The organism is Enterobacter sp. Ap-1006 (assembly GCF_011752835.1).
Lineage (GTDB): Bacteria > Pseudomonadota > Gammaproteobacteria > Enterobacterales > Enterobacteriaceae > Cedecea.
This window is the reverse complement of the sequence record NZ_VWWU01000001.1, coordinates 1,051,838-1,070,230: the sequence shown is the minus strand read 5'-3', so window position 1 is coordinate 1,070,230 and position 18,393 is coordinate 1,051,838. Positions and strand designations below refer to the sequence as shown.

16 protein-coding genes are annotated in these 18,393 nt (G+C 52.6%); 5 read left to right on the top strand and 11 right to left on the bottom strand.

The genetic code is table 11. The features are described from left to right. Positions 1–6: 6 nt before the first annotated feature. Both F3J28_RS05000 and tonB read right to left on the bottom strand, forming a co-directional pair. Positions 7–1,668: a ShlB/FhaC/HecB family hemolysin secretion/activation protein gene (locus tag F3J28_RS05000; RefSeq protein WP_166874442.1), complete on the bottom strand. Its 1,662-nt coding sequence runs from the start codon at positions 1,666–1,668 to the stop codon at positions 7–9. 285 nt (positions 1,669–1,953) lie between these two features. Next, on the bottom strand, positions 1,954–2,673 hold the full coding sequence (gene tonB / locus F3J28_RS04995) for a TonB system transport protein TonB (protein WP_205247128.1): 720 nt from the start codon (positions 2,671–2,673) through the stop codon (positions 1,954–1,956). A gap of 224 nt (positions 2,674–2,897) precedes the next feature. On the opposite strand from tonB, the gene F3J28_RS04990 reads away from it, so the two are divergent. Next, entirely contained in the window at positions 2,898–3,194 is a 297-nt protein-coding gene (locus F3J28_RS04990; RefSeq protein ID WP_166873335.1) for a YciI family protein, read from the top strand. Between the two features lie 127 nt (positions 3,195–3,321). On the opposite strand, the gene F3J28_RS04985 is transcribed toward F3J28_RS04990, so the two are convergent. Continuing rightward, a complete protein-coding gene (locus tag F3J28_RS04985) occupies positions 3,322–3,501 on the bottom strand; it encodes a YciY family protein (RefSeq protein WP_008454259.1) in 180 nt (59 codons plus the stop codon). Between the two features lie 146 nt (positions 3,502–3,647). On the opposite strand from F3J28_RS04985, the gene cls reads away from it, so the two are divergent. Then, positions 3,648–5,108, top strand: coding sequence for a cardiolipin synthase (gene cls, locus F3J28_RS04980; protein ID WP_166873332.1), 1,461 nt, complete (start codon positions 3,648–3,650; stop codon positions 5,106–5,108). A gap of 37 nt (positions 5,109–5,145) precedes the next feature. Further along, the gene (locus F3J28_RS04975) at positions 5,146–5,475 is read left to right on the top strand and encodes an HI1450 family dsDNA-mimic protein (RefSeq protein ID WP_008454257.1); all 330 of its coding nucleotides are present in this window, start codon (positions 5,146–5,148) and stop codon (positions 5,473–5,475) included. 27 nt (positions 5,476–5,502) lie between these two features. Here the strand turns inward: F3J28_RS04975 and F3J28_RS04970 are convergent, their stop codons facing one another. The 7 genes from F3J28_RS04970 to F3J28_RS04940 all read right to left on the bottom strand — a co-directional run bounded on the left by F3J28_RS04970 (position 5,503) and on the right by F3J28_RS04940 (position 13,458). Beyond that, the gene (locus F3J28_RS04970; RefSeq protein WP_166863523.1) at positions 5,503–6,348 is read right to left on the bottom strand and encodes an ion transporter; all 846 of its coding nucleotides are present in this window, start codon (positions 6,346–6,348) and stop codon (positions 5,503–5,505) included. Positions 6,349–6,399: 51 nt separating this feature from the next. Continuing rightward, entirely contained in the window at positions 6,400–7,404 is a 1,005-nt protein-coding gene (gene oppF, locus F3J28_RS04965; RefSeq protein WP_008454255.1) for a murein tripeptide/oligopeptide ABC transporter ATP binding protein OppF, read from the bottom strand. Further along, on the bottom strand, positions 7,401–8,414 hold the full coding sequence (locus F3J28_RS04960; protein WP_166873330.1) for an ABC transporter ATP-binding protein: 1,014 nt from the start codon (positions 8,412–8,414) through the stop codon (positions 7,401–7,403). The genes oppF and F3J28_RS04960 overlap by 4 nt, the downstream gene beginning before the upstream one ends. An 11-nt stretch (positions 8,415–8,425) precedes the next feature. Next, positions 8,426–9,334, bottom strand: a complete 909-nt coding sequence (gene oppC / locus F3J28_RS04955) for an oligopeptide ABC transporter permease OppC (protein ID WP_034807489.1) — start codon at positions 9,332–9,334, stop codon at positions 8,426–8,428. A gap of 12 nt (positions 9,335–9,346) precedes the next feature. Continuing rightward, entirely contained in the window at positions 9,347–10,267 is a 921-nt protein-coding gene (gene oppB / locus F3J28_RS04950; protein ID WP_008454251.1) for an oligopeptide ABC transporter permease OppB, read from the bottom strand. Positions 10,268–10,375: 108 nt separating this feature from the next. Next, positions 10,376–12,007, bottom strand: a complete 1,632-nt coding sequence (gene oppA, locus F3J28_RS04945; protein ID WP_008454249.1) for an oligopeptide ABC transporter substrate-binding protein OppA — start codon at positions 12,005–12,007, stop codon at positions 10,376–10,378. An 803-nt stretch (positions 12,008–12,810) separates the two neighbouring features. Continuing rightward, positions 12,811–13,458 carry a YchE family NAAT transporter gene (locus F3J28_RS04940; RefSeq protein ID WP_008454247.1) on the bottom strand — a complete coding sequence of 216 codons (648 nt, stop codon included), beginning with the start codon at positions 13,456–13,458 and terminating at the stop codon, positions 12,811–12,813. 476 nt (positions 13,459–13,934) lie between these two features. Between F3J28_RS04940 and adhE the strand changes: the two genes are divergently transcribed. Continuing rightward, the gene (gene adhE, locus F3J28_RS04935) at positions 13,935–16,607 is read left to right on the top strand and encodes a bifunctional acetaldehyde-CoA/alcohol dehydrogenase (protein ID WP_166873326.1); all 2,673 of its coding nucleotides are present in this window, start codon (positions 13,935–13,937) and stop codon (positions 16,605–16,607) included. A 121-nt stretch (positions 16,608–16,728) separates the two neighbouring features. Here the strand turns inward: adhE and tdk are convergent, their stop codons facing one another. After that, on the bottom strand, positions 16,729–17,334 hold the full coding sequence (gene tdk, locus F3J28_RS04930; protein WP_166873323.1) for a thymidine kinase: 606 nt from the start codon (positions 17,332–17,334) through the stop codon (positions 16,729–16,731). 554 nt (positions 17,335–17,888) lie between these two features. On the opposite strand from tdk, the gene hns reads away from it, so the two are divergent. After that, the gene (gene hns, locus F3J28_RS04925) at positions 17,889–18,296 is read left to right on the top strand and encodes a histone-like nucleoid-structuring protein H-NS (RefSeq protein WP_008454242.1); all 408 of its coding nucleotides are present in this window, start codon (positions 17,889–17,891) and stop codon (positions 18,294–18,296) included. Positions 18,297–18,393 lie beyond the last annotated feature (97 nt).

Below are 18,393 nucleotides of genomic sequence, written 5' to 3'. Positions count from 1 at the left end.
TTTACCTTAAATCGCCAGGCCCAGGCGGTAATAAATCACGAGATGGTCCGGTGCCAGATAGCCCGGATAGTGAAGCGGCGTGCCAACGGTGAACTGGCTGGAGTAGTAGCGCCCGGCGACAGCGAGGCCAGCGGAGGCACCCCAAAGCGTGCCGGAAGCCTGCCGGTCTTCGTTGTCATTGCGCAGCCAACCGCCATCTACGGCAGCGTTCAGGCTGACTTCGCCCAGATAAGGGAGGCTGAACAGGGCATAGTTCAGTTCGTTGCGAAGATAGCCCCCATTATCGCCGGAAAGGTATTGCTCTTTGAAGCCACGCACAGAGCTTTCACCGCCTATCGTTAAGCGCTCGCTGCCGTAAAGCCGATCGGGCGACCATTGGCCGTAGACGCTGGTCAGCCACCAGATTTTTTGCGTCAGCGGGCGCTGAAAACTGCCGCTCAGGCTCCATTTTTTGAATTCGGCTTTTGGCACATCTCCCCGCTTGCCGTTATCGTTTTCGGCCCCAAACCACGGTACGCCGTGGCTGAATGACGGGTTCAGGGTTGCCACGCCGCCCGCGATTTTCTGCGTGTGGTTAAGGCCGAACTGCAGGCTGGTGAGCTTCCGGCTGCTGCTAAGCAACGGCGCATCGTTCAGGTAGTTGCGGCTAATACGGTGAGTCAGGCCGATGGAGGCGGCGGTTTTTAAGTCACCGTTTCGGTAAAGCACGCGGGAGAAGTTCAGGCGATGCGTTTCGGCTCGCCCGGTCGAACGCCACAGATAACCTTTGTTATCGAGGGTGGTGAGGTAGTCGCTCCAGCTGTAGCTGTAATCAACGAGGCTATAACCCCAGGGCACGTTGACCCCGGCCTGAAAGTTTTGGGCATCATGGTCGCTGGCAAAATCGCTGCTGCGCCCGCCGCTGATAAACCATTTATCAGCCAGCCCCAGCGGATTGTTGGCGGTCAGCGAGGCGGTAAGCTGCCCGGTGCCGGTGCTTTTTTGCCCGCTGTTATCAAACCCGACGGCTGCGGAAAATGGAAATTCAGGCGTGGCCGTGAGATTGACTATCGATTCCCCGGCCTTCTCGCCCGGTAATATTTCAATTTGTACCGGCGTGGTGCGTAACCGGTTTATTTGCTCCATCCCCTGCTCAATATCGCGCAGGTTAAGTATTTTCCCTTCCAGTCCCGGAAACGCCATTATTAGCTGGCGTGAAGGAGCCCCTTCAATACGAATAGCCTGCAGCCTGCCCTCCAGCACCGCAATATGCAGCGTTCCCCCCGAAAGATCCTGCTCGGTCAAAAATGCCCGGCTGGTGATATATCCGCGGCTAATATACCAGTCAGATATATCCCGGGTTAGCTGATTGATCTTCGCCATGCCGAGGCAGTGATCAATATAGGGCGTAATTAGGCGATTCCGGGCCGGGTCGGAAAGCAGCGTGGCATTTTCAATATCAATATGGCGAATGGTGAAGCAGGGCCCCTGGTCAGATTGGGCCACAGGGCTTGCCAGTCGGGGCTGGAGGCTACGCTGGATCTCCTCTCGCTGCTGCCTGTTCTGCAATAACAAATCCTGCTGCTGCTGGAGAATAGTGTCCCTGTCGGCAGGCGTAAGCGGCGCAGCATAGTTTAAGTCGGAGTAAAAAAGCACGCACAAAAAGGCGGCCTTATAATAATGGCGCATAAAAGAAGAGTCTATTTTTGTCATCTCCCTTTAGTATGCCAGCGCAGCAATAAATAAGAAAAGTCTTAAATAAACACCCTATTAATATTAGTAGTTAATTTACCTTAAGTTTGATTATTGAATTTAGGATAAGGAATGAAAAAATTCATTTATTATTTTTCTGGAATCGTTTAATTGATGAATATTTAAACAATAATTGTCCCACAACATTAGGCAAAACAGGTCACGAAATAAAAAAGCCACGTATTCTCATACGTGGCTTTTTTAAAAGGTGGGTGATGATTATTAATCCATGCTTGCGCCGCCGCTAATGCGGAACTTGATGTTGACGGTAATGCCCTGCCCTGGCTTCCCGCTCTCATAGCGCCACTTCTTCATCGCCTGCTTAACTTCACGTTCGAACATGTTTGCAGGCTGGGCGGAGAGGATCTCAACGTTATTCACCCGGCCATCGGCATCGACATCAAACTTCACGCGAACATTGCCGTCCATACGCAATGCAAAAGCTCGCGTAGGGTACTGCGGCCTGTCGCGGCTGATCGCTCGCGGCCCGGTATTCACCGATGGTGCAGGCGATGCAGGAGCTGGTTTCGCCGCTGCCGTTGGCGCAGGCTGCACGGGCGCATTGTTTTCAAACGGAGAAGTCTGGCGAGGCTCAACCGGCTTAACCTCACGCTTCGGCTGCTCAACCTTTTTCACCGGCTTAGGCTTCGGTTTTGGCTTAGGCTTGTGAATAACAACGGGCGCCTCTTTCGGCGGCTCGGGTATCGGCTCTGGCTCCGGTTCGGGTTCTGCGACCGGCTGTGGCGGAGGCTGAACAACCTGAGGCTGAGGAGGCTCAAGATCAGCAGGCGCAACCATCGTGACGCTGATCGGCTGCGAAGGTGCTGGGGACTCAATAACCTGATGTACCGAGGTGTAGAGCAACCCGGCCACAACGGCACCATGAATCCCGACGGAGAGAAGAGTCGGCCACGGAAAGCGGCGAGGTAATTCCAGGGTCATTGACGTCATAATGGTTTCAGTGTCTTTCAAGAGACGACAATTTTAAATGCAAATAACAATCATATTCAACAACGCATTGCCCAAAGGCGCACTTTTTCCTGCTGTCTGCGCGAGTTTCCCGCTATTTTCTCAAGGATTTAACATCCCGTTTATCTTTCAATTGCAGTCTGCCCGAGGTTCACTTACCGTGGTTTACAACCCAACATCAAGAAGGAAGTGTGCCCGTGCTGTACGTCATTTATGCCGAAGATATTGCTGATTCACTGGAAAAGCGCCTGTCCGTTCGCCCTGCCCACCTGGCTCGCCTTCAGGTACTGCGTGACGAAGGTCGTCTGCTGACCGCAGGCCCGATGCCGGCGGTTGACAGCAACGATCCCGGCAGCGCCGGCTTTACTGGTTCCACGGTGATTGCCGAGTTTGCTTCTCTGGAAGAGGCGAAGGCCTGGGCTGATGCAGATCCGTATATCGCCGCAGGCGTTTACGCTAAAGTCGAAGTGAAGCCGTACAAAAAAGTGTTCTGATTTCGCTGAAGACAAAACAGCCACCCTTATCACGGGCTTTTCGGAAATGCTGTTGTTTTTTCCGACAGTCAGGAGTGATTATGGTAAGAGAAAAGGCTTGACGGGCACCGCACACGGTGCCCTTTTCTTATGCCCAGCGATCGTGGATGGCAAACAGCAATGAATTACGCTGCTGGTTAACCAGGCACTTACGAATAGCATGAATGCGCATATTGCGCCGTGACTGGCTTTCCAGCCAACGCGCCCTGCGCTTCTGCGTTTGACGCTGCATACGCCAACGCCCAACTTCCGTTCTGCTACGTCTCATGTCTACGACTCAATTTCCTAAAAAAGACCCGCCATTATAGAACCTTCTGCCGGGCAAACCATCCGTTTTGCGTATACTTTTAGTGTTAAGCAATGAAAGTTCTGCGTACACTCTCAACTCTTCGGTTTCAAAAGGATTTTTAAGGCATGACAACCTTCTATACCGTGGTGAGCTGGCTGGTCATTCTCGGCTACTGGCTGCTTATCGCCGGCGTTACGCTGCGTATATTGATGAAACGCCGCGCCGTCCCTTCGGCAATGGCCTGGCTATTGATCATCTATATTCTGCCGCTGGTCGGGATTATTGCCTATCTCTCCGTGGGGGAACTGCATCTCGGTAAACGCCGGGCAGAGCGCGCGCGCGCCATGTGGCCGTCTACCGCTAAATGGCTTAAAGAGCTGAAAAACTGTAAGCATATTTTTGCCTCAGAAACCAGCGAGGTCGCCAGCTCGCTGTTCCAGCTTTGCGAGCGCCGCCAGGGGATTGCCGGCGTGAAGGGCAATCAGCTCCAGCTGCTAACCAGTTCGGATGACACCATGCAGGCGCTGATCCGCGATATCCAACTGGCACGCCATAACATCGAGATGGTGTTTTATATCTGGCAACCCGGCGGCATGGCCGACCAGGTGGCAGAATCATTAATGGCTGCTGCACGACGCGGCATTCATTGCCGTTTGATGCTCGACTCCGCGGGTAGCGTCGCCTTCTTCCGCAGCCCGTGGGCCAATATGATGCGTAACGCGGGCATCGAAGTAGTCGAAGCACTGAAGGTTAACCTGATGCGTGTTTTCCTGCGTCGGATGGACCTGCGCCAGCACCGTAAGATGGTGATGATCGATAACTATATTGCCTATACCGGTAGCATGAACATGGTTGACCCCCGTTTCTTCAAGCAGAATGCGAATGTGGGTCAGTGGGTCGATTTGATGGCGCGTATGGAAGGCCCGGTCGCCACCGCAATGGGCATCGTATACTCCTGCGACTGGGAGATTGAGACCGGGAAACGTATTCTTCCGCCGCCGCCGGATGAGAATATCATGCCGTTCGAAGAGGCCAGCGGGCACACCATTCATACTATCGCTTCAGGGCCAGGGTTCCCGGAAGATCTGATTCATCAGGCGTTGCTGACCTCCGTTTATGCCGCTCGTGAATACCTGATCATGACGACCCCCTACTTCGTACCGAGCGATGATTTGCTCCACGCCATTTGCACCGCAGCTCAGCGTGGCGTGGACGTGAGTATCATCGTGCCGCGTAAAAACGATTCTTTACTGGTGGGCTGGGCAAGCCGCGCGTTCTTCACTGAACTGCTTGCCGCTGGCGTGAAAATTTACCAGTTTGAAGGCGGGCTGCTGCACACCAAAAGCGTGCTGGTCGATGGGCAACTCAGCCTGGTCGGCACGGTTAACCTGGACATGCGCAGCCTGTGGCTGAATTTTGAGATTACGCTGGTCATCGATGATGAAGGTTTTGCCGGTGATTTAGCTGCGGTGCAGGACGACTATATCTCCCGCTCGCGGCTGCTGGACGCGCATTTATGGTTAAAACGCCCGCTCTGGCAGCGAATGACCGAGCGACTGTTTTACTTCTTTAGTCCGTTGCTGTAAAACGTGGCGCATCAGCACTCGATAAGTGGATGTAGAGATGGAAATGGATCTGAATAACCGCCTGACCGAAGACGAGACTTTAGAACAGGCGTACGATATTTTTCTCGAGCTGGCGGGCGATAATCTCGATCCTGCTGACATTATTCTTTTCAATCTGCAGTTCGAGGAGCGCGGCGGTGCGGAGCTGTTTGACCCGGCCGAAGACTGGCAGGAGCACGTCGATTTCGACCTGAACCCTGACTTCTTTGCAGAAGTCGTTATCGGGCTGGCGGATACCGACGGCGGCGAGCTGAACGATATCTTCGCTCGCGTCCTGCTGTGCCGTGAGAAAGACCACAAGCTGTGCCACATCCTGTGGCGTGAGTGATACTGGCGCGGCCTTCAGGCCGCGCTATTACTTCTCGTTGGGCGGCAAATGCTCCCCGCAGGTTTTGCAGTAATGCGCGTTGCTGGCATGATCCTGCTGATGACAGCGCACACATTCCCTAACTGACCGCCTTCTTTGCATATCCTGCGACATCTGCGCCGTTAAAATCCCTGTGGGAATGGCTATTACCGAATAGCCAATCAGAATCAGCAGCGAGGCAACGAAACGGCCCAGCGCGGTGTGCGGCACAATGTCGCCATAGCCGACAGTGGTGACCGTCACAACCGCCCAGTAAACCGCTACGCCAAGGCTGGTAAAGCCGTTGGCCTTCCCTTCTATACCGTACATCAGCGCTCCCGCCGCGACCATCACGATGGCAATAAACGAATAGAACAGGATCAGCTGATTGCTGGCGTTAATCAGGCTGCGCCACAGACTTTTGAGCGCGGGCATGTAGCGCAGAAGTTTGAGGATACGCAGCACGCGAATGGCTCGCATAGCTCGCCAGGCAAAATAGTAGTGAATAGCAAACTCAGGCCAAAGCCACAGGACATACAGCGGCAGCATGGTCGCCAGGTCAATAATGCCCCAGAAGCTAAACACGTAGCGGATGGGCTGCGGCCACGTTAGCACTCGCAGCAGATATTCGCAGGTGAACAGCAGCGTGAAGATGATTTCCAGCCAGATAAACAGCTGCCATTCGCCGTAGGTTAGCCGGGGATCGCTCCCGACGCTGGATTCGGTAAAAACAACGGCCACGCTGAGCAGCGCCAGCAGGCCGCAAAACGCCTCGAACCGGCGCCCTGAGCGGGTATTCTGATCAAACAGAAAGCGGTAAAGCAGCGCACGAAGTGATGAAATGTTGCCTGGCACGGTGATCCTCGCAAAAAGAAAGGGCCAGCGCGGTGCTGGCCCCAGGCGAGATTATAGCGGGTCAACCTTCAGACAGGAAACCGCATGGCGGAAACTGCCTTCCAGCACCGGACGCGTTTTGGCGCATTCCGGGCCGGCAATCGGGCAGCGGGTGCGGAACACGCAGCCTGATGGCGGATTGATGGGCGACGGCAGCTCCCCTTCCAGCAGCTGGATAGTTTTATTCTTTTCCAGATCCGGGTCGGGGATCGGCACCGCCGACATCAGCGCTTTGGTATAAGGGTGCAGCGGATTGTGGTACACCTCATCGTAGGTGCCCAGCTCCACCGCATGGCCCAGATACATGACCAGCACGCGATCGGAGATGTGCTTCACCACCGCGAGATCGTGGGCGATGAAGATTAACGACAGCCCCATTTCGCGCTGCAGTTTCTGCAGCAGGTTAACCACCTGCGCCTGAATCGACACGTCCAGCGCGGAGACCGGCTCATCACAGATGATGAGTTTTGGCTCAAGAATCAGCGCGCGTGCGATACCGATACGCTGGCACTGGCCGCCGGAGAATTCATGCGGGTAGCGGTTGACCAGGTTTGGCAGCAGGCCAACTTTCATCATCATCGCCTTCACGCGGTCGCGAACTTCCTGCTTCGGCATTTTGGGATGATAGGTCAGCAGCGGCTCGGCGATGATATCGCCGATGTTCATACGCGGGTTCAGCGAAGCCAGCGGATCCTGGAAAATCATCTGAATATCGCTGCGCACGTCGCGCCACTCTTCCTGTTTCATGCCCAGAAGATCTTTTCCCAGCCAGGCTACGCGGCCATCGGTCGCTTTCACCAGGCCAATGATGGCGCGGGCAAAGGTCGATTTACCGCAGCCGGACTCGCCCACCACGCCGAGGGTTTCCCCTTCGTACAGGCGCAGCGTCACGCCATCCACGGCTTTCAGGGTTTTGGAAGGCTGCCAGAACCACTGTTTGCCGTCTTTGATGTCAAAATGCACCTTCAGGTCGGCGATTTCTAACAGAACTTTTCTCTCTTCTGCAACGGTGCTCATACTAATTCCTCCACCGATCTAAAGCAGGCACGCAGGCGGCCATCACCAAACTGCTCCAGTGGCGGAGCACTATTACACGCTTCCATCGCAAACTGGCAGCGAGGCTGGAACGGGCACCCCTGCGGCAGGCGCAGCAGGTTCGGCGGGTTGCCAGGAATGGTCAGCAGAGATTCACCTTCCGCATCCAGACGCGGCACCGCGTTCAACAGGCCGATGGAGTAAGGGTGTACCGGCTTATAGAAGACGTCACGCGCGTTGCCGTATTCCATCGTACGCCCGGCGTACATCACCAGCACTTTGTCGCAGATCCCTGCCACAACGCCCAGGTCGTGGGTGATCATGATGATCGCCGTGTTGAACTCACGCTTCAGCTCGTTCAGCAGCGTCATGATCTGCGCCTGAACGGTAACGTCCAGCGCGGTAGTCGGTTCGTCAGCAATTAACAGTTTTGGCCGGCACAGCAGCGCCATGGCAATCATCACGCGCTGGCGCATCCCGCCGGAGAACTCGTGCGGGAACATGCGCATACGCTTCCGCGCTTCCGGCATTTTTACCGCATCCAGCATCCGCACAGACTCTTCAAACGCTTCCGCCTTACCGAGTTTTTTGTGCAGCATCAGCACTTCCATCAGCTGATCGCCCACACGCATGTACGGGTTCAGCGAGGTCATCGGATCCTGGAAAATCATCGAGATTTGCTCGGCGCGCAGGCGGTTAAGCTGCGACTCCGGCAGGTTCAGGATCTCTTTGCCGTTGAATTTCGCAGAGCCGCCGATACGACCATTGGCCGCCAGCAGGCCCATCAGCGCGAAGGCCGTTTGGGATTTGCCCGAGCCGGACTCACCGACAATGCCGAGGGTTTCACCGGCACGCAGGCTAAAGTTGAGATCGTTTACTGCCGTGACGTCGCCGTCGGGTGTGCCAAAGGTCACACGCAGGTCTTTAACGTCCAGCAGGACCTCAGATTTGTTCAGTGGAGCGGCCACCGGAGAGGTTTCAATAGTACTCATGGAGGGACTCCTTAACGATCTTTCGGGTCGAGGGCATCACGCAGGCCATCGCCGATAAAGTTAAAACAGAACAGCGTAACCACCAGGAAGCCTGCCGGGAACAGCAGAAGCCACGGTGATACCTCCATGGAGTTTGCACCGTCGCTTAACAGCGCTCCCCAGCTGCTCAGAGGCTCCTGCGTGCCGAGGCCCAGGAAACTCAGGAAAGATTCGAACAGGATCATGCTAGGTACCAGCAGTGAGGCGTAAACCACCACCACGCCCAACACGTTCGGCACAATATGGCGCAGAACGATGTTAATGGTCGAAACACCGCCTACGTGTGCCGCTTCGATGAACTCTTTGCGTTTCAGGCTCAGGGTCTGGCCGCGCACGATACGCGCCATGTCCAGCCAGGACACCATCCCAATAGCCACGAAAATCAGCAGGATGTTTTGCCCGAAGAAGGTCACCAGCAGGATCACGAAGAACATGAACGGGAAGGAGTTCAGGATCTCCAGCAAACGCATCATCACGGAGTCGATTTTGCCGCCGAGATAGCCGGCCAGACAGCCGTACAGCGTCCCGACAATAACCGCCACCAGCGCAGCAGAAATACCCACCATAAGGGAGATACGTCCCCCAATGGCAACACGCACCAGCAGATCGCGACCGGACGAATCGGTCCCGAAATAGTGACCGGATGCCATGTCAGGGGCCGCCGACATCATGCCCCAGTCGGTATCAAAGTAGGTAAACTGCGACAGAACTGGCGCAAAAGCCACGAACAGCGCAATCAGAGCCAGGACAAACAGGCTGGTGATCGCCGCACGGTTATGGATAAAACGGCGACGCGCGTCCTGCCACAGGCTGCGGCCTTCAACTTCCAGTTTTTCACTGAAGTTTTCCAGCGCCTCGCTGTTTTTCTTAGTCAACATTATGGCCACTCCAGCTTAGTAACGGATTTTCGGGTCGATAACGGCATACAGCACGTCAACTACCGCGTTGAACAGAATCGTCAGCGCGCCGACCAGAATGGTCAGGCTGAGAACCAGTGAGTAGTCACGGTTCAGCGCCCCGTTAACAAACAGCTGACCGATGCCCGGCAAGCCATAAATTGTTTCAATCACCATGGAGCCCGTGATGATGCCCACAAACGCTGGTCCGAGGTATGACAGGACCGGCAGCAGCGCAGGTTTCAGGGCATGGCGCAGCACGATACGACGCATCGGCAGGCCTTTGGCACGTGCGGTGCGGATAAAGTTAGAGTGCAGGACTTCAATCATTGAGCCGCGGGTAATACGCGCGATGCTCGCGATGTACGCCAGAGACAGGGCTATCATCGGCAGTATCATGTACTTCGGCGCCCCCCCGTTCCAGCCGCCACCGGGCAGCCATTTAAGGGTGATAGCGAAGATCAGTACCAGCAACGGCGCCACCACGAAGCTGGGGATAACCACCCCCGTCATGGCAAAGCCCATTACCGTGTAATCCCATTTGGTGTTTTGATTCAGCGCCGCAACCACGCCCGCCGTCACACCCAGCACAATGGCAAAGATGAAAGCAGCTGCACCTAATTTTGCGGATACCGGGAAGCTGGAGGCCACCAGGTCATTGACCGAATAGTCTTTGTATTTAAATGACGGCCCAAAATCCCCATGCGCCAACTGTTTTAAATAGCTGAAATACTGCGTGGTGATCGGATCGTTAAGGTGATACTTCGCTTCGATGTTCGCCATGACCTCTGGCGGCAGCGTACGTTCGCCGGTAAAAGGACTCCCCGGTGCGAGACGCATCATAAAGAAGGAAATAGTGATAAGAATAAAGAGTGTCGGAATTGCTTCCAGACAACGACGTAGAATAAATTTCAACATTGCCCGTACCTTCTGGCCTGTGCCTTTGCAGTGCGATGTAAATAAGACACGATGGGGCAGACCTTATCCACCGGCCGAAACCGGTGGGCCCTGCCCCACGAATTGCCATTAATGTTTGATAATGTATAAGTCTCTTACGTAGACATTATCCATCGGGTCTTTACCGGTGTAACCACCCACCCACGGCTTAACCAGACGGGCGTTAACGTAGTAGTAAACCGGGACGATGGCTGAGTCTTTATCAAGCTGCTGCTCAGCTTTCTCATACAGCGCGGTACGCTGGGCTTCGTCGGTCACTTTCAGGGTGTCGGCAATAATCTTGTCGAACGCCGGGCTCTTATAGTGCGCGGTGTTGTTAGAGCTGTCGGACAGCATGGTGTTCAGGAAGGAAGTCGGTTCGTTATAGTCCGCACACCAGCCCGCACGCGCCACGTCGAAGGTCCCCTGATGACGGGTATCCAGGAAGGTTTTCCACTCCTGGTTCTCCAGCTTGACGTTCACGCCCAGGTTTTTCTGCCAGATAGACGCCACGGCGATAGCCAGCTTCTTGTGCAGATCGGAGGTGTTGTACAGCAGGTTGAAGGTCAGCGGCTTGTCTTTGGTGTAACCTGCTTCAGCCAGCAGTTTTTTGGCTTCTTCGTTACGCTTGTCCTGAGACCAGGTGAACCACTCTGGCGGGGTCAGTTTCGCGCCATCGGTATACGGCGGGGTGTAACCATAAGCCGGCAGGTCGCCCTGGTTTTTCACTTTGTTCACGATGATGTCGCGATCCAGGCCCAGTTTCAGCGCCGCACGAACGCGAGGATCGGTAAACGGTGCTTTCTGGTTGTTGATCTCGTAGTAATAAGTACACAGGTACGGATCGGCGTGAACTTCAGTTGGAATTTCTTTTTTCAGTTTCTGGAACAGCTCAATCGGCAGGTTGTTATACGTCATGTCGATTTCACCGCTGCGGTAGCGGTTAACGTCTGTTACTTCAGAAGAGATTGGCAGGTAGGTCACCTGGTTAATCACGGTTTTCGCGTTATTCCAGTAGTTGGTGTTACGCACCAGAACGATACGCTCGTTCACCACCCAATCTTTTAATTTGTATGCACCGTTGGTCACGATGTTGGCAGGCTGAGTCCACTTGTCGCCGAATTTCTCAACGGTCGCTTTCGGTACCGGAGAAACGGATGGGTGAACCAGCAGCTTGTAGAAGTACGGTACCGGCTCGCTCAGGGTGACTTCCAGAGTGTGGTCATCGATGGCTTTCACGCCCAGATCGCTGGTCGGCTTTTTACCGGCAATGATATCGTCGATATTGGTCAGGTGACCGTACTGCAGGTAGCTGGAATAAGGAGAGGCGGTTTTCGGGTCAGCCAGGCGCTGCCAGCTGTAAACAAAGTCCTGCGCGGTGACAGGTTCGCCGTTGGACCATTTCGCGTCTTTACGCAGATGGAAGGTCCAGACTTTAAAATCTTTGTTGTCCCAGGACTCTGCGACGCCCGGAGACGGATGGCCCTGCAGGTCGCTTACCAGCAGACCTTCGAACAGGTCACGGCTGATATTGGACTCTGGCACGCCTTCGATTTTGTGCGGATCAAGAGATTGAGGTTCTGAGCCGTTGTTACGAACCAGATCTTGTTTCTCTGCCAATTGCACACCCGCCGGAACATCTGCCGCCATCGCGACATTGCCAGCAATCAGCGCAGTTAAAATGCCCGCTGCAATCAGGCTTTTTTTAGTGATATTTGTCATTGTGTTGGTACTCCACTCATTATAATTACCGACCCGAAAGTCGGCCTCTTCCCCTCAGGGGTCCCTTACAGCGCAGGAGCGTTAAACGTCCGTACGGGATACTGCTTTCCTTACTACTTCGCTATCACCGACTTTATTTTCGGGCCGCTCTATTCGGCGACCTCATTACGTCGATTCTTTCTGCCGCCGATTGCGTGGTCGACGGCCATGATTTAGTTGTTCGCAGGACATGATTACGCTGCGAAATCATTCTCATCTAGAAAAGAAACATTTTTCAGCGAATTGTTTTGCCCGGAAAGTATCAAAAGCTTCAGATACCCGCCAATACAATTTGCAAATTTGTTAACCATTTCTCTTTTATGGAGAGATTGTGGGGAGCGTCATGCAGGAAGGATGTTTATAAAAACCCAATCATAATCTTTATTATCATGGAGTTAGTATACTATCACTGCATTAGAGAGGAGGTCGGTTTATCGCCTGCTTCATCACTCACAAAAAATTAACAATTGATTATTTTTTAGCACATTCCTCTGCGGGAAGGCATGAATTACTAATATCATCTCAATAAACCCGCAGCAAGCCTGATTGCATAACGGATGCTAAATATCATTTCGATCGCCACTTTTCTGTACAGCTTGTTACAACGTCAACCTCTAATATACGGTTTTCCAAAGCATTTTCTTATGAAAGATTCGCATTTACTTTTGCAATGATGGGGATAGCGGACAGGTGAAATTTTCTTCTACGGAAAGAAAAAAAGCAGAATAGAGATTCTGCTTTTTCATTTGAAAGCGGCAGCGGAATTAACTTGTCAGGCCCGGGAAGATAGCCCTGACCCCGGTGACAATAAATTCGATCCCCAGAGACATCAGAAGCAGGCCCATGATGCGGGTGATCACGTTGATTCCGGTTTGCCCCAGTATGCGCACCAGCCACGGTGCAATGCGGAACAGCAGCCAACAGCAAAATGCAAACAGCGCAATGGCCAGGGAGAATCCCAGCAGGTGACCCCAGCTATGATAGCGACTTCCCCAGACAATCGTTGAACTGATGGCACCCGGCCCCGCCATCAACGGCAATGCCAGGGGAACAACCCCCACGCTTTCGCGTATCGCGCTCTCCGACTTCTCTTGCTTATTCTGTTTATCTTCACCCAACTTACCGCTGATCATTGACATAGCAATGGTCACCACAAGAATGCCGCCGGCAATGCGGAATGAATCAATTGAAATACCAAAAACTTGCAGAATACCGTCACCCAAAAAAAGTGAGGTCCAGAGAATAATCGCCACCGAGAGGTTGGCCGTGAGGTTGGTTTTATTTCTTGCGGCGGCACTCTGGTAACTGGTCATACTAATAAATACGGGAATGATCCCTACCGGGTTGACCAGAGCAAACATCCCGATAAAAAACTTAATATAGGTTGGCAGGTCGAAAAAGGATTGAGCCACACAAAACTCCGCAAATGGAAAAAGCAAAAGCAGGCATAATGTAATGGAAAAGCCCCTCTGCCGCTACGCTATTTCCCTGCTTAATCGATGCCTGCAACGACTTATTTTAGCATCATGGCGAACTGTTACCCGAATGTTGAATTTGTGATACTTTGTTTTGACATTGCTGTGACTAAATTTTTAAAGATTTATCAATCACCTGGATAGCGCCTGCTGAATGGTGTCAGCATCGATTAGTTGTGATTTAGATCACGAAAAACCTACTCAGAAGTGAGTACTCTTGGACACATCTGAAAAGCAGGTTTCTTCACTAACACGGCTTATTCAGATGAGGCTCTTTTAGTAAATCAGCGCATGAATCCAGGTCATTTTCATGACAGTTTTTTGTCTTAAACACGCATTCGGTGGCTGCTGACTATACTGTCGACTCGCGCAGCTTATTTACTAAAAGAGTTTAACATTATCAGGAGAGCATTATGGCTGTAACTAATGTCGCGGAACTGAACGCCCTCGTAGAGCGCGTAAAGAAAGCCCAGCGTGAATATGCCAACTTTACTCAAGAGCAAGTCGATAAGATTTTCCGTGCTGCCGCCCTGGCCGCTGCCGACGCTCGAATCCCCCTGGCTAAATTAGCCGTCGCTGAATCCGGTATGGGTATCGTCGAAGATAAAGTGATTAAAAACCACTTCGCTTCTGAATATATCTATAACGCTTATAAAGATGAGAAAACCTGCGGTGTGCTGTCTGAAGACGACACCTTCGGTACCATCACGATTGCCGAACCTGTCGGTATCATCTGCGGTATCGTGCCCACCACTAACCCAACTTCAACCGCCATTTTCAAATCGCTGATCAGCCTGAAAACCCGTAACGCGATCATCTTCTCCCCGCACCCACGCGCTAAAGATGCAACCAACAAAGCAGCAGACATTGTTCTGCAGGCTGCAATCGCGGCGGGCGCACCAAAAGATCTGATCGGCTGGATTGATCAACCTTCCGTCGAGCTGTCTAACGCCCTGATGCACCACCCGGACATCAACATGATTCTGGCGACCGGTGGTCCTGGCATGGTTAAAGCTGCTTACAGCTCCGGTAAACCGGCTATCGGCGTAGGCGCAGGTAACACCCCTGTTGTGGTAGACGAAACTGCCGACGTTAAACGTGCTGTCGCGTCTATTTTGATGTCAAAAACCTTCGACAACGGCGTTATCTGTGCGTCTGAACAGTCCGTCATCGTTGTTGATTCTGTATATAACGCCGTTCGTGAACGTTTCGCCAGCCACGGCGGTTACCTGCTGCAGGGCAAAGAGCTGAAAGCCGTTCAGGACATCATTCTGAAGAATGGTGCGCTTAACGCCGCGATTGTGGGCCAGCCGGCAGCCAAAATTGCAGAACTGGCAGGCTTCACCGTACCAGCAGATACCAAAATCCTGATCGGTGAAGTGTCTGCAGTCGATGAGTCCGAGCCGTTTGCTCATGAAAAACTGTCCCCTACCCTTGCCATGTATCGCGCTAAAAACTTTGAAGACGCAGTAGTAAAAGCAGAGAAACTGGTTGAGATGGGCGGTATCGGCCATACCTCTTGCCTTTATACCGACCAGGACAACCAGCCTGCGCGCGTTAAGTTCTTCGGCGATAAAATGAAGACCGCACGTATCCTGATTAACACTCCGGCTTCTCAGGGTGGTATCGGTGACCTGTATAACTTCAAACTTGCGCCGTCTCTGACGCTGGGTTGTGGTTCATGGGGCGGTAACTCCATCTCCGAAAACGTGGGTCCTAAGCACCTGATCAACAAGAAAACCGTTGCTAAGCGAGCTGAGAACATGCTGTGGCATAAACTTCCGAAATCTATCTACTTCCGCCGTGGCTCTCTGCCAATTGCGCTGGATGAAGTGATTACTGATGGCCACAAACGTGCGCTGATTGTGACCGACCGTTTCCTGTTCAATAATGGCTATGCCGATCAGATCACCTCCGTGCTGAAAGCCGCTGGCGTAGAAACCGAAGTCTTCTTCGAAGTTGAAGCTGACCCTACGCTGACCGTTGTTCGCAAGGGTGCTGAACTGGCAAACTCCTTCAAACCAGACGTGATCATTGCGCTGGGCGGCGGCTCCCCAATGGATGCAGCCAAAATCATGTGGGTCATGTACGAGCACCCAGAAACCCACTTCGAAGAACTGGCGCTGCGCTTTATGGATATCCGTAAACGTATCTACAAGTTCCCGAAAATGGGCGTGAAAGCGAAGATGATTGCGGTCACCACCACGTCCGGTACCGGTTCTGAAGTCACACCGTTTGCGGTTGTTACCGACGATGCAACCGGACAGAAATACCCGCTGGCTGACTACGCGCTGACCCCGGACATGGCAATTGTTGATGCTAACCTGGTGATGGATATGCCTAAGTCGCTCTGCGCCTTTGGTGGTCTGGATGCCGTGACCCACGCGCTAGAAGCTTACGTTTCCGTCCTGGCAAGCGAATTCTCTGACGGCCAGGCTCTGCAGGCACTCAAACTGCTGAAAGAAAACCTGCCAGCTTCCTATAATGAAGGGTCTAAAAATCCGGTTGCACGTGAACGTGTTCACAACGCAGCGACTATCGCCGGTATCGCGTTTGCTAACGCCTTCCTTGGCGTGTGCCACTCCATGGCTCACAAACTGGGTTCTCAGTTCCACATTCCTCACGGTCTGGCGAACGCCCTGCTAATCTCCAACGTTATTCGCTATAACGCGAACGACAACCCAACCAAGCAGACGGCTTTCAGCCAGTACGACCGCCCACAGGCTCGTCGCCGCTACGCTGAAATCGCCGACCACCTGGGTCTGACCGCAGCGGGTGACCGTACCGCGGCTAAGATTGAGAAACTGCTGGCATGGCTGGAATCAATCAAAGCTGAACTGGGTATTCCTAAGTCCATCCGCGAAGCAGGCGTGCAGGAAGCAGACTTCCTGGCACACGTGGATAAACTGTCCGAAGATGCCTTTGATGACCAGTGCACCGGCGCTAACCCACGCTATCCGCTGATTTCTGAACTGAAACAGATTCTGCTGGATACCTACTACGGCCGTCCGTTTATTGAAGGTGCTGCGGCTAAAGAAGCTGCACCAGCGGCAAAAGCTGACAAAAAAGCCAAGAAAACGGCTTAATCGGTAGCCCTTAAAATGCAAAACCCGCCTTTTGGCGGGTTTTTTTTCTGTCTGAATACGTCACTCAGGCCTGCACAGCATGTTTAATGTAGAAGCGTTACAGGAAGTCCTGCCCGGTGAATCAGTTGCCCTGAATGGCCTGTAGAGAGCCTTTAAGCAAGGCTTCTTTGTAATGCTTACGGCAGACCGAAACATAGCGCTCATTCCCGCCTATCACCACCTGTTCACCCTCATTATAAGGCCGACCTTCCTGATCGAGACGCAGCACCATACTGGCTTTACGGCCACAGAAACAAATCGTTTTCAGCTCAACCAATTTGTCTGACAGCGCCAGCAGGTACTGACTGCCGCTGAATAACTCCCCGCGAAAATCCGTTCGCAGCCCGTAGCATAAAACAGGAATGTCCAGCTCATCGACAACATCAGATAAAGCATAAACCTGCTCTTTAGATAAAAATTGGCTCTCGTCCACCAGAACGCAGTGTATCGGGGCAGATTCCTGTTCGGCGCGGATGTCGGCCAGCAGGTCCGTTGTCGGATTATAAAGCCGGGCCGGGGATGACAGACCAATACGCGAACTGACCTTACCCACACCAAAGCGATTATCAATTTCGGCGGTGTAGACCAGCGTACGCATCCCTCTTTCCTGGTAATTCCAGGATGACTGAAGTAGCGCCGTCGATTTTCCCGCATTCATTGCTGAGTAGTAAAAATAGAGTTGAGCCATTGCACCCGTTGCCTGAATCAAAAGTGTAAATTATGTTTCGGCGGATTGTACCACACTGTAACGTGCGGTGGATGGCGGATTACCTCGCTAAACATCAAGGTTAATTGTATCCGATATATTAATAAATCACGCTTATACATTGAGTAATAGCGGTACGCCGGATACATGAAACGGCTATGACGGTTCGCCTATCCAGACGGGTTATCGCCGCTAATGAAATGCTTCACCTGCTCAATTATTATAAATTGTAAACGACCGCTATCCATCCTATGCCTAAATACCCGTGCTTGATATTTGATGATTAATGCGAAATTTTTATCTTTCTCTCATCATGACAAACCCTTTTGATGGCAGGGTTGTTGTCTAAAAATTGAGTCTTGAAGTGCCATTTCACGTGGTTTAGCGGCCAGGAATTAAGTTAACCGTATTTAAACTGCCACTTATATATCAGCAAATTTTGAATTACTTACATTCACAGCTATTGCAGAACCTAATATAACGCTCTATTATTAGCTCAAACGTCACCCCCCAATAATAAGTTTGAGATTACTACAATGAGCGAAGCACTTAAAATTCTGAACAACATCCGTACTCTTCGTGCCCAGGCAAGAGAATGCACCCTGGAAACTCTGGAAGAGATGCTGGAGAAATTAGAAGTTGTCGTTAACGAACGTCGTGAAGAAGAAAACGCGGCGGCGGCTGAAGTTGAAGAGCGCACTCGTAAACTGCAGCAATACCGTGAAATGCTGATTGCTGACGGCATCGACCCTAACGAACTGCTGAACAGCATCGCTGCTGTTAAATCTGCAGGTAAAGCGAAGCGCGCTGCGCGTCCTGCTAAATACCAGTACATCGACGAAAACGGCGAAACTAAAACCTGGACTGGCCAGGGCCGTACTCCAGCAGTTATCAAGAAAGCAATGGATGAGCAAGGTAAGAAACTGGAAGACTTCCTGCTGTAATTCCCTCAGTGCTGCTTATTAAGATCCCGCTCCGGCGGGATTTTTTATTTGTGACGCACTTCATTTTAATGCCCCTGCTATGAGCCACTTTAGTAAA